Source organism: Streptomyces sp. NPDC047917, assembly GCF_043204345.1.
Taxonomy (GTDB): domain Bacteria; phylum Actinomycetota; class Actinomycetes; order Streptomycetales; family Streptomycetaceae; genus Streptomyces; species Streptomyces sanglieri.
This window is the reverse complement of sequence record NZ_JBIDCA010000001.1, coordinates 316709-328420: the sequence shown is the minus strand read 5'-3', so window position 1 is coordinate 328420 and position 11712 is coordinate 316709. Positions and strand designations below refer to the sequence as shown.

The window sequence follows — 11712 nt, the reverse complement described above, 5'->3', positions numbered from 1 at the left end:
GTGTACGCCGACCTTCCCGGCTTCCTGCTCCGTGCCTCGTGGAGCGGACCGGCCGCCGTGGCCCGGCCCGCTTCCCGTTGCGTTACTTCTTGTTCTCGACCGCGTGGCCACCGAACTGGTTGCGCAGCGCGGCGATCATCTTCATCTGCGGGGAGTCCTCCTGGCGCGAGGCGAAACGCGCGAAGAGCGACGCGGTGATCGCGGGCAGCGGCACCGCGTTGTCGATCGCGGCCTCCACCGTCCACCGGCCCTCGCCGGAGTCGGCGGCGAAGCCGCGCAGCTTGTCGAGGTGCTCGTCGTCGTCCAGCGCGTTGACCGCCAGGTCGAGCAGCCAGGAACGGATGACCGTGCCCTCCTGCCAGGAGCGGAAGACCTCGCGCACATCGGTGACGGAGTCGACCTTCTCCAGGAGCTCCCAGCCCTCGGCGTAGGCCTGCATCATGGCGTACTCGATGCCGTTGTGGACCATCTTCGCGAAGTGGCCGGCGCCGACCTTGCCCGCGTGGACGGAGCCGAAGTCGCCCTCGGGCTTCAGCGCGTCGAAGACCGGCTGGACCTTCGCCACGTTCTCGGCGTCGCCGCCGTACATCAGCGCGTAGCCGTTCTCCAGGCCCCAGACGCCGCCGGAGACGCCGCAGTCGACGAAGCCGATGCCCTTGATGCCCAGCTCGACCGCGTGCTTCTCGTCGTCGGTCCAGCGGGAGTTCCCGCCGTCCACGACGATGTCTCCGGGGGAGAGCAGACCGGCGAGCTCGTCGATGGTGGCCTGGGTCGGCGCGCCGGCCGGAACCATCACCCAGACGACCCGGGGACCCTTCAGCTTGCCCACAAGCTCTTCGAGGCTGTGGACATCGGAGACGTCCGGGTTGCGGTCGTAACCGATGACGGTGTGGCCTGCGCGGCGGATGCGCTCGCGCATGTTGCCGCCCATCTTGCCGAGGCCGACGAGACCGAGCTCCATCAGAGATTCCTTAAGCGTTGTGCCGATTCGTACCCGAGGACGAGCCTACGCCCGGCCGGGGACGGACCGACGGGCATGCTCGGCACTGAGCGTGCCCGTCGGGAACCGCCGTGACAGGACCGATGACCGGATCGGCCGATCGGCGGGATCGGCCGGAGAAGCGGGTCAGCCGGAGAGGCGGACCGGCATGATCAGGTACTTGTACGCGTCGTCCGCCTCGGCGTCCACGGCCGGGCGGCCGCTGAGCAGCGCGGGCTTGGTGGACGTCGTGAACGAGAGCTGGGCGACCGGGGAGTCGATCGCGCTCAGTCCGTCCAGCAGGAAGGTCGGGTTGAAGGCGATCGAGATGTCGTCGCCCTCCAGCACCGCGTCGACCCGCTCCACAGCCTGTGCGTCGTCGCTGGAACCGGCTTCCAGGATCAGCACGCCCTGCTCGAAGCTGAGCCGCACCGGGGTGTTCCGCTCGGCGACGAGGGCCACGCGCTTGACGGCCTCGACGAACGGCGCCGTCTCGATGACCGCGACCGAGTTGAACTCGGTGGGGAAGAGCGTGCGGTACTTCGGCAGATCGCCTTCGAGCAGCCGCGTGGTCGTACGCCGGCCCGCGCCCTCGAAACCGATCAGACCCTCACCGGCACCTGAGCCGGACAGCGCCAGGGTGACCGTGTCACCGCTGGTCAGGGCCTTGGCGGTGTCCAGCAGCGTCTTGGCGGGCACCAGGGCGACCGCGGAGGCGTCCGGGTTCTCCGGCTTCCAGAGGAACTCGCGGACCGCGAAGCGGTAGCGGTCGGTCGAGGCCAGGGTGACGGTGTCGCCCTCGATCTCGATCCGCACACCGGTCAGCACCGGCAGCGTGTCGTCGCGGCCCGCGGCGATGGCGACCTGGGCGGCGGCCGAGGCGAAGACCTCGCCGGGCACCGTGCCGGTCGCGGTCGGCATCTCGGGGAGTGCCGGGTACTCCTCCACAGGAAGGGTGTGGAGTGTGAATCGCGAGGAGCCGCAGACCACGGTCGCCCGTACACCGTCTGTGGAAATCTCCACCGGGCGGTTGGGGAGGGCGCGGCAGATGTCGGCGAGGAGCCGGCCGGAGACCAGCACCGTGCCGTCCTCCTCGACCTCGGCGTCCACCGAGACCCGGGCCGAGACCTCGTAGTCGAAGCTGGAGAAGCTGAGGGCGCCGTCCTCAGCCTTCAGGAGAAGGCCCGCAAGAACGGGCGCCGGCGGACGGGCCGGGAGGCTACGGGCCACCCAGGCCACAGCCTCCGCGAGTACATCGCGCTCCACCCGGATCTTCACCGGAACCGCCTCCTGCTGTTGCTCGCTCGCCCTGCTGGCCTTCGTCGTCTGATCGCGTCCTTTGCCGCCGAGGCAGCGAGGACGCCGGGGACCAGTCTGACGTACGGCACCGACACTCGGTGCTGCTCGGGGTCAAGTCGCGACGAGAGGTTCGGAGAGCTCCGGCGCCGAGTTGTGCACAGGCCCCACTTCGAAGCGGATTCCGGGCTAACTCTATGTGGCAGTAGTAGTAGGGCCTGTGGAAACCGTGGATAACGTCGTTTCCGCAGGTCAGGTCCTGTTTTTTATCCACTGCCCCTGTGGGTGGCACCGGTGGACAACACGGCGTTTCTGTGGACACAGGAAAGTTCTGCACACCCGATGCACAGGACAGGGGGGTTTCTCCCCAGGGCTGTCCCCAGCTTTACCCAGGTTCCCCACAGCCCAACCGACCCTCTTGGTGTGACGCCTTTCACTCGGCGCGGTGAAAGGCGGTGCCGCGTTGCCGAACAGTGGACAGAGGTGTGGAGAAGCGGCGGGAAGCTGGGGACAAGACGGCCCGGCCTGTGGGCCGCCGGTGGACAACTTCATCCACGCCCTGTGGACGAATATTTTGTCCACAGGCTGTGGATCATTGTTGACCACAAATCCCCAACCCCTTGACCTGGCCTGATGGAGTATCGGCAGTCGCCCCTGTGGAAGCAATATGGACAACTTCCGGATCCCCAGGCTGTGGAGGGAGAAAACTCCCCAGATCTGTGGAGAACAGGCGGTCAGCGGCAGGTATTCGAACACCGCAGTGGCGCCGGAACGTCGGCAGCGGGTCGGGGGCGGGCCCCGCGACGAGGCCCGGGGCGGCCGCGGACGGCTTCGAGGGAGCATTCAGGAGCCGTCCAGGGAGCGTTCAGGCGGTCTCAGGACTTGGCACGGGGCCGGCTCAGGACTCGGCCGGGCCCGGTGCAGGAGCGGCTCGGGCCCGGCTCATTGACCGCCCCGGACCGCTCCTGAGTCGACTCGGAGCCGTTCCCGAGCCCGCTCAAGTCCGCTTCCGGGCGTCCTCCGGGCAGCGAAAAGGGCGCCCGAGGAACCCTGTTGAGGATTGCTCGGGCGCCCTGCCGGCGCGTGTGGCGCGTCCGTCGGCGGCGGCGCGTCAGCCGTTCTTGATGCGGTTGGTGAGTTCGGTGACCTGGTTGTAGATGGAGCGCCGCTCCGCCATCAGCGCGCGGATCTTCCGGTCCGCGTGCATCACCGTCGTGTGGTCACGTCCACCGAACTGCGCACCGATCTTGGGCAGCGAGAGATCGGTGAGCTCCCGGCAGAGATACATGGCGATCTGGCGGGCCGTCACCAGCACCCGGCTGCGCGAGGTTCCGCAGAGATCGTCCACCGTGAGCCCGAAGTAGTCCGCGGTCGAGGCCATGATGGCCGTCGCCGTGATCTCCGGGGCCGAGTCCTCGCCGCCCGGGATCAGGTCCTTCAGCACATGCTCGGTCAGTCCGAGGTCCACCGGCTGCCGGTTGAGACTGGCGAAGGCCGTGACCCGGATCAGCGCCCCCTCCAGCTCCCTGATGTTCCGGGAGATGCGGGAGGCGATGAACTCCAGCACCTCCGGGGGGGCGTTGAGCTGCTCCTGCACCGCCTTCTTACGGAGGATCGCGATCCGCGTCTCCAGCTCCGGCGGCTGCACATCGGTGGTCAGGCCCCACTCGAAACGGTTCCGCAACCGGTCCTCCAGGGTCACCAGCTGCTTGGGCGGCCGGTCGGAGGACAGCACGATCTGCTTGTTCGCGTTGTGGAGCGTATTGAAGGTGTGGAAGAACTCCTCCTGCGTCGACTCCTTGCTCGCCAGGAACTGGATGTCGTCGACGAGCAGGATGTCCACGTCCCGGTACCGCTTGCGGAAGGTGTCGCCCTTGCCGTCGCGGATCGAGTTGATGAACTCGTTGGTGAACTCCTCGGAGCTCACGTACCGCACCCGGGTGCCCGGGTAGAGGCTGCGGGCGTAGTGCCCGATGGCGTGCAGCAGGTGGGTCTTGCCGAGCCCGGACTCCCCGTAGATGAAGAGCGGGTTGTACGCCTTGGCGGGGGCTTCGGCGACCGCGACCGCAGCCGCGTGCGCGAACCGGTTGGACGCGCCGATGACGAACGTGTCGAAGAGGTACTTCGGATTCAGCCGGGCCGCCGGCTCGCCGGGGCCGGGCGTGGGAGTGGGCTGCGGGCCCATCGGCCCGGGGGCGCCGCCGGGCCGTCCGGTACCGGCGCCGCCCTGCCGGTGCTGCGGCTGGTGCTGGGGCTCCTGCATGTCGTGGTGCTCGGGGCGCTGCTGCTCGTAACCCTGGCGCTCGGGCGGCTGCGGCCGGTAGTCGTGCTGCGGCTGCTGGCGGCCGCCGGCGTACGGCTCGCGCCACTGCTCCGCGGGAGCCTCGCGGTCCTGGAACCCGCCGAGCCGGGGCTGCTGCCAGGAGAGGTCCTCCTGGGTGCGCGGCCACGCGCCGGGTTCGGGGCGCTGCTGCTGGTAGTCGGGGTAGGCCGGCCGGGCGGTCGGCATGCCGTCGTCGGAGGGCCGGTGTCCGTACCCGTCGTACGCGTCGTTGTGCTGCCGTTCGTCGTGCTGCGGTCCCTGGTAGCGGTGCTGCTGAGGCTGCTGGGACTGGTGCATCGGAGGCGCGGGCGGGCTCGGCGGCTCGCCCGCGGAGTCGTCGACGGTGATCGCGATGCGGATCGGGCGGCCGCATTCGCGGCTCAGCGTCTCGCTGATGAGCGGCGCGAGCCGGCCCTCCAGGACGCGCTTGCCCCATTCATTGGGTACCGCGAGCAGCGCCGTGTCGGCGACCAGGGCGAGCGGCTGGCAGCGCTCGATCCACTGCTTGTCCTTCGGCTCGATCCCCTGCTGGCCCTCCCCGAGGAGTTGCTCCAGCACTCGCGGCCACACTGCGGCAAGATCGGCAGGTACGTCAGCCACAGGGCACGCTCTCTCGCTGGTCCCACGAATGTGTGGTTCTCGGGACGGGATGGGTCGGGACGGGTGAGGACCGGCAGGCAGTAAGAAAAGAACCGGAGCTCAGCCACGGTAGTCAGGGCGACCCGCGTGGTTCAAGTTGTTGTCCACAGCCTGTGCACAGCGGGGGGTGCTGTGGAGCCGGTTTGACCGGATGGCGTAGCCGCGCGTACCGTGACCAGGTCGAGTTGTCGATGGCTGCTGCCGCCTGCCTCCGATGGGCAAAGATCACGATCTGTGATTGTGAAGCGGTGCACTAGAGCGTTTACGCGAGTCTCTCGTGGGCGCACGGTGACAGCCAGGCGATGTCCCGCCAACACACGAGTCATTTCTGGAGCCCCCTAGTGAGCAAGCGCACCTTCCAGCCGAACAACCGCCGCCGCGCGAAGACCCACGGCTTCCGGCTGCGTATGCGCACCCGTGCCGGCCGCGCGATTCTCGCGTCCCGCCGTGGCAAGGGTCGCGCCAACCTGTCCGCCTGATCGCTTACAGGTCATGACGTGCTGCCTACCGAGAATCGGCTGAGGCGGCGCGAGGACTTCGCGACCGCAGTACGCCGAGGACGCCGGGCCGGCCGCCCGCTACTCGTCGTACATCTACGCAGCGGTGCAACGGACCCGCACGTGACTGGGGAGAATGCTCCCCCGCCGCGTGCGGGTTTCGTTGTCAGCAAAGCTGTGGGTGGAGCGGTCGTGCGCACAGCGGTGAAGCGCAGGCTTCGCCACCTGGTCCGCGAACGGCTTGCCCTGCTGCCCCCCGGTAGCCTGGTTGTCGTACGAGCGTTGCCCGGCGCGGGCGACGCCGACCATGAACAGCTGGCCCGAGACCTGGACGCCGCTTTGCAGCGGCTGCTGGGAGGGGGCGCGCGATGAAGTACCCGCTGCTGGCTCTTATCAAGCTGTATCAGTGGACGATCAGCCCACTCCTCGGGCCTGTCTGCCGTTACTACCCGTCGTGTTCCCACTATGGATATACGGCGATCGACCGGCACGGAGCGATCAAGGGAACCGCGCTGACCGCCTGGCGCATCCTTCGGTGCAATCCGTGGTCACCCGGCGGCGTGGACCATGTTCCACCACGCAAACGTCCGCGTTGGCATGAACTGCTGCGTAATGCCATGCGCGGTGGCAAGGGCGGGGACTCCGCCGCTGATGTGCCTGTCCGGGGATCGGCCTCCGAACCCCCGAGCCAGGCCGCAGAGACTTCGCCCAATGCTCAAGGAGCCTGATTAGTGGACACGATTGCCAGTCTGTTCAGCTTCATCACCTGGCCTGTCTCATGGGTCATCGTCCAGTTCCACAAGATGTACGGGGCGATCTTCGGCCCTGACACCGGCTGGGCCTGGGGCCTGTCCATCGTGTCGCTGGTGGTGTTGATCCGGATCTGCCTGATCCCGCTTTTCGTCAAGCAGATCAAGTCGACCCGCAACATGCAGGTGCTCCAGCCGAAGATGAAGGCGATCCAGGAGCGCTACAAGAGCGACAAGCAGCGTCAGTCCGAAGAGATGATGAAGCTGTACAAGGAGACGGGTACCAACCCGCTTTCCTCGTGCCTTCCCATCCTGGCGCAGTCGCCGTTCTTCTTCGCCCTGTACCACGTGCTGTCGGCCATCGCCTCGAACAAGAAGATCGGCGTCATCGACCAGTCGCTGCTCGACAGCGCTCGTCAGGCACACATCTTCGGTGCTCCGCTCGCTGCCAAGTTCATGGACAGCGCGGAGAAGGTCCAGGCGCTCGGTGCCTCTCTGACCGACGTCCGGGTCGTCACCGCGATCATGATCGTGATGATGTCGGCGTCGCAGTTCTTCACCCAGCGCCAGCTGATGACGAAGAACGTCGACCTGACGGTCAAGACGCCGTACATGCAGCAGCAGAAGATGCTGATGTACATCTTCCCGGTGATCTTCGCCGTCATGGGTATCAACTTCCCCGTCGGTGTCCTCGTCTACTGGCTGACCACCAACGTCTGGACCATGGGTCAGCAGATGTACGTGATCAACCAGAACCCGACCCCGGGCAGCAAGGCGCAGGACCAGTACCTCGGACGTCTGCTGAAGAGCGTCACCACTCACGGCGAGGTGCGCGGCAAGACCCGGCGCAACACCGTCAAGCGGATCGTGTCCAAGGGCCCGGACCGCAATGACATCGAGCGGAAGTTCATCACGGGGCTGGCCAAGCTGGGCCTCGCCGCCCAGGAGGACGGCACCGTGGTCAAGAGCGACACCGCTGCCGCCGAGGCCGAGGGCGGAGCCGCACAGCGGCGTCAGCAGCCCAAGCGCCAGACCAAGTCCCAGCGCCAGACCGGTACCGCGCAGGCGGGGGGCAAGGACGCCGACTCCAGCGAGTCGGGTTCCAAGACCTCCCTGCAGAAGCGGGATGCCGCACAGGACGAAAAGCCCAAGCCGGCGGGTAAGTCCGCGTCCGGCTCCTCACGCCAAGCCAAGTCCGGACAGCGCAAGGGCCCGCAGCGGCCCAAGCACCCGTCCAAGAAGTAAGAAGGAGTCCATCCGTGACGGAAGGCACCACCTCCACGGCCGCTGAGGGCAGCGACACCTTGACCCGCCTTGAGCAGGAGGGCGAGATCGCAGCGGACTACCTTGAGGGTCTGCTCGACATCGCCGACCTCGACGGCGACATCGACATGGATGTCGAGGCGGACCGGGCCGCGGTCTCGATCATCAGCGACTCGGCACGTGATCTGCAGAAGCTCGTGGGCCGCGACGGTGAGGTGCTGGAGGCGCTCCAGGAGCTGACGCGGCTTGCCGTTCACCGGGAGACCGGGGACCGCAGCCGGCTGATGCTCGACATCGCGGGCTTCCGGGCCAAGAAGCGGGCGGAGCTCGCCGAGCTGGGTGCCAAGGCCGCGGATGAGGTCAAGAGCACCGGCGAGCCGGTGAAGCTGGACCCGATGACGCCGTTCGAGCGCAAGGTCGTGCACGACGCGGTTGCGGCCGCCGGCCTGCGCAGCGAGTCCGAGGGCGAGGAGCCGGAGCGCTTCGTCGTCGTCCTCCCGGCCTGACCGGACCCTAGTTCTGTCGGCCCCGTCTGTTCGCAGGCGGGGCCGATCTTTGTCAGCCTGATAGATCAGCCACCCACAGTGCGGTAGTGCGGTATGGAAGGACGGTTCCCGTGACGGCGGAAGTAGAGCTTCCCCAGGCGCCCGAAGGGGCGCGGGCGGTTTTCGGCGAGTTCTTCCCGGAAGCTGTCCGGTACGCGGAACTGCTGGCGGACGCCGGAGTGAAGCGGGGGCTGATCGGCCCGCGTGAGGTGCCGCGGCTGTGGGAGCGGCATCTGCTGAACTGCGCGGTGCTCTCCGAGGTCGTGCCCGAGGGTGTCACGGTCTGCGATGTGGGCTCGGGAGCCGGCCTGCCCGGCATCCCGCTGGCGCTGGTGCGCCCCGACCTCAAGATCACCTTGCTGGAGCCCCTGCTCCGGCGCACGAACTTCCTCCAGGAAGTGGTGGAGCTGCTGGGGCTGGACCATGTGACGGTGGTGCGTGGTCGGGCCGAGGAGGTTCTGGGTTCGCTCCAGCCGGTGCATGTGGTGACCGCTCGGGCCGTGGCACCGCTGGACCGGCTGGCCGGCTGGGGTGTTCCGCTGCTGCGTCCGTACGGGGAGATGCTGGCCCTCAAGGGGGACACCGCCGAGGAGGAGATCGCCGGGGCACGTGCGGCCCTGGGCAAGCTCGGGGTGGTGGAGACCGAGGTGCTGCACGTTGGGGAAGGCGTTGTCGACCCGATGTCCACGGTGGTGCGTGTGGTGGTCGGCGAGAGCCCAGGTGGTGTGAGGTTCGCCGCAAAGCGAGCCAAGGCCGCCAGGACGAGCCGCACGAGGCGTCGTCGCTGACGTCTCCGTTCACTCCGCTTCACTCCGCTTCACTCCGCTTCACTCCGCTTCACTCCGCGGAACCGAGTGGCGCGTGCGATGCATGTCGTCTGTCAGTCGCGGGTCCGGTACGTGACTGTATGCACCCATACGGAGTGTCGTGCCCCCGTAGCCAGGCTGCGGGGGCATCGTGTTTCACGTGAAACGTCGCTCTCTGCTGCATGGAATCATCAGCCGCGGTCGCGCGGCTGCCGCGCCGCGGCATCGCAGGCCCGTTAGGGCTACGGAGTTGTCCACAGAAGTGGATTCATCCACAGAAGAGCGGGCCTCGCTGGTTCACGACCCCGAAAGCATGGCAGGCTCTGCTCATTGCGAGCCTGAAGTCGAGGAGAGTGAATCCTTGCGGTCCGACGCCAACATCGCGGGACCGATGACCGATCCGGTCCCCGGTCCCCGAACCGAATCGGCGGGGGATGGTGTTTCACGTGAAACACCGCCGCCGATGGACGACACACCCATCGGTCGCGCGGCCCAGCTGGCGGTTGAGGCCCTTGGCCGCGCCGGCGAGGGCCTGCCCCGTCCTGACCGGACGCGCGTCATGGTGGTGGCCAACCAGAAGGGCGGAGTGGGCAAGACGACCACGACGGTCAATCTTGCTGCTTCGCTCGCGCTTCACGGCGCCCGTGTTCTGGTGGTCGACCTTGACCCGCAGGGGAATGCCTCTACGGCTCTGGGTATCGATCACCATGCTGAAGTCCCCTCCATCTATGACGTCCTGGTGGAGAGCAGGCCGCTTTCCGAAGTGGTTCAGCCCGTACCGGACGTCGAAGGCCTCTTCTGCGCCCCCGCCACCATCGATCTCGCCGGTGCGGAGATCGAGCTGGTGTCGCTGGTGGCGCGGGAGAGCCGACTGCAGCGGGCGATTCAGGCGTATGAGCAGCCGTTGGACTACATCCTCATCGACTGCCCGCCTTCGCTCGGTCTGCTGACGGTCAACGCCCTGGTCGCCGGGGCCGAGGTGCTGATCCCCATCCAGTGCGAGTACTACGCGCTGGAAGGGCTGGGCCAGCTGCTGCGGAATGTGGACCTGGTACGGGGGCATCTCAACCCCGATCTCCATGTCTCGACGATCCTGCTCACCATGTACGACGGCAGGACCAGGCTCGCGTCTCAGGTCGCGGAGGAGGTGCGCAGCCACTTCGGCAAGGAGGTGCTGCGGACGAACATTCCGCGATCGGTGAGGATCTCGGAGGCGCCCAGTTACGGGCAGACCGTGTTGACCTATGACCCGGGTTCCAGCGGGTCGCTTTCGTACCTTGAGGCGGCGCGTGAGATCGCCCTGCGGGGTGTCGGGATCCACTACGAGCCCCAGCATGCCCGGACGGGCATGGGGAACAGCCAGCAGAGCACTTCGGAGGGGATTCAGTGAGCGAGCGTCGAAGAGGGTTGGGGCGTGGGCTGGGTGCCCTGATCCCCGCCGCTCCGCAGGAGAAGCAGGTGCCGTCCATGGGGATGGGATCGACCTCTGCGGGGGCGAATCCTGTACTGACGGCGGAGCGGGGGGTGGCTGCGGCAAAGGTGGCCGCTCGCACGGGCGCTCCGATCGTGCCGGAGCCGAGCGCGCCGGTGTCGGGGGCCGGAGCGGCCAACGCTTCGGTGGAACCTGCCGCGGCATACTTCGCCGAGATTCCTATCGGCGACATCACTCCGAACCCCCGCCAGCCCCGCGACGTGTTCGACGAGGACGCCCTCGCGGAGTTGGTGACCTCCATCAAGGAGGTGGGCCTCCTCCAGCCCGTCGTCGTGCGGGAGGTGGGGCCGGAGCGCTATGAGCTCATCATGGGCGAGCGGCGCTGGAGGGCCTGCAGCGAGGCGGGCCTGGAGCGGATCCCGGCCATCGTCCGGGCCACGGACGACGAGAAGCTGCTCCTGGACGCACTCCTGGAGAACCTTCACCGGGCTCAGCTGAACCCGCTGGAGGAGGCAGCCGCGTACGACCAGCTGCTCAAGGACTTCGAGTGCACGCACGACGAGCTGGCCGACCGGATCGGGCGTTCCCGGCCGCAGGTGTCCAACACGCTGCGTCTGCTGAAGCTGTCGGCTCCGGTGCAGCGGAGGGTAGCGGTCGGGGTACTTTCGGCCGGTCATGCGCGGGCTCTGCTGTCCGTGGACGACTCGGAGGAGCAGGACCGGCTGGCTCATCGCATTGTGGCCGAGGGGCTGTCGGTGCGGGCGGTCGAGGAGATCGTGCGGCTCATGGGCTCCAATCCCACGAGCCCTGCCAAGGCCAGGGGGCCGCGGGCCGGTGGCCGGGTGTCGCCCGCCCTGTCCGATCTCGCCACCCGGCTCTCGGACCGCTTCGAGACCAGGGTGAAGGTCGACCTTGGCCAGAAGAAGGGGAAGATCGTCGTCGAGTTCGCATCGATGGAGGATCTGGACCGTATTCTCGGCAGCCTGGCACCGGGCGAGGGGCGTGTGCTGGATCAGGCACCGTCCGAGGAGTCCGCTGAGGAAGACGAGGGCTGACCCCTTCTGAGGTTGTCGGGCGGGGGGGGGGGGGGGGGGGGGGGGGGGGGGGGCCCCGCCCCCGGGGGGTTTGGTGGGGGGGGGGGGCGGGGTGTGGGTGGGTGTGTGTTTGTTGGTTTTTGGGATAG

Annotated in this window: 11 protein-coding genes; 8 read left to right on the top strand and 3 right to left on the bottom strand. The window is 67.8% G+C overall.

What is annotated here, in order from left to right:
* Positions 1 to 82 precede the first annotated feature (82 nt).
* The 3 genes from gnd to dnaA form a co-directional block, all read right to left on the bottom strand.
* Positions 83 to 961, bottom strand: coding sequence for a phosphogluconate dehydrogenase (NAD(+)-dependent, decarboxylating) (gene gnd / locus ACGF8B_RS01400; protein ID WP_124719870.1), 879 nt, complete (start codon positions 959 to 961; stop codon positions 83 to 85).
* 165 nt (positions 962 to 1126) lie between these two features.
* Positions 1127 to 2257 (bottom strand): DNA polymerase III subunit beta, encoded by a 1131-nt coding sequence (gene dnaN, locus ACGF8B_RS01395; RefSeq protein ID WP_072487582.1) that lies wholly within the window; start codon positions 2255 to 2257, stop codon positions 1127 to 1129.
* 1129 nt (positions 2258 to 3386) lie between these two features.
* On the bottom strand, positions 3387 to 5198 hold the full coding sequence (dnaA, locus tag ACGF8B_RS01390; RefSeq protein ID WP_392733691.1) for a chromosomal replication initiator protein DnaA: 1812 nt from the start codon (positions 5196 to 5198) through the stop codon (positions 3387 to 3389).
* A gap of 380 nt (positions 5199 to 5578) precedes the next feature.
* On the opposite strand from dnaA, the gene rpmH reads away from it, so the two are divergent.
* The 8 genes from rpmH to ACGF8B_RS01350 all read left to right on the top strand — a co-directional run bounded on the left by rpmH (position 5579) and on the right by ACGF8B_RS01350 (position 11584).
* A complete protein-coding gene (gene rpmH / locus ACGF8B_RS01385; RefSeq protein WP_030930485.1) occupies positions 5579 to 5716 on the top strand; it encodes a 50S ribosomal protein L34 in 138 nt (45 codons plus the stop codon).
* Positions 5717 to 5734: 18 nt separating this feature from the next.
* The gene (rnpA, locus tag ACGF8B_RS01380) at positions 5735 to 6106 is read left to right on the top strand and encodes a ribonuclease P protein component (protein WP_093895046.1); all 372 of its coding nucleotides are present in this window, start codon (positions 5735 to 5737) and stop codon (positions 6104 to 6106) included.
* Positions 6103 to 6462, top strand: coding sequence for a membrane protein insertion efficiency factor YidD (gene yidD, locus ACGF8B_RS01375; protein WP_392733689.1), 360 nt, complete (start codon positions 6103 to 6105; stop codon positions 6460 to 6462). Before rnpA ends, yidD begins: the two co-directional genes overlap by 4 nt.
* A gap of 3 nt (positions 6463 to 6465) precedes the next feature.
* Positions 6466 to 7728, top strand: coding sequence for a membrane protein insertase YidC (yidC, locus tag ACGF8B_RS01370; RefSeq protein WP_392733687.1), 1263 nt, complete (start codon positions 6466 to 6468; stop codon positions 7726 to 7728).
* A gap of 14 nt (positions 7729 to 7742) precedes the next feature.
* Positions 7743 to 8252 carry a R3H domain-containing nucleic acid-binding protein gene (locus tag ACGF8B_RS01365; RefSeq protein WP_124719874.1) on the top strand — a complete coding sequence of 170 codons (510 nt, stop codon included), beginning with the start codon at positions 7743 to 7745 and terminating at the stop codon, positions 8250 to 8252.
* A gap of 110 nt (positions 8253 to 8362) precedes the next feature.
* Positions 8363 to 9079 (top strand): 16S rRNA (guanine(527)-N(7))-methyltransferase RsmG, encoded by a 717-nt coding sequence (gene rsmG / locus ACGF8B_RS01360; RefSeq protein ID WP_072487588.1) that lies wholly within the window; start codon positions 8363 to 8365, stop codon positions 9077 to 9079.
* A gap of 331 nt (positions 9080 to 9410) precedes the next feature.
* A complete protein-coding gene (locus tag ACGF8B_RS01355; protein WP_124720173.1) occupies positions 9411 to 10487 on the top strand; it encodes a ParA family protein in 1077 nt (358 codons plus the stop codon).
* Positions 10484 to 11584: a ParB/RepB/Spo0J family partition protein gene (locus ACGF8B_RS01350; protein ID WP_392733684.1), complete on the top strand. Its 1101-nt coding sequence runs from the start codon at positions 10484 to 10486 to the stop codon at positions 11582 to 11584. Before ACGF8B_RS01355 ends, ACGF8B_RS01350 begins: the two co-directional genes overlap by 4 nt.
* Positions 11585 to 11712 lie beyond the last annotated feature (128 nt).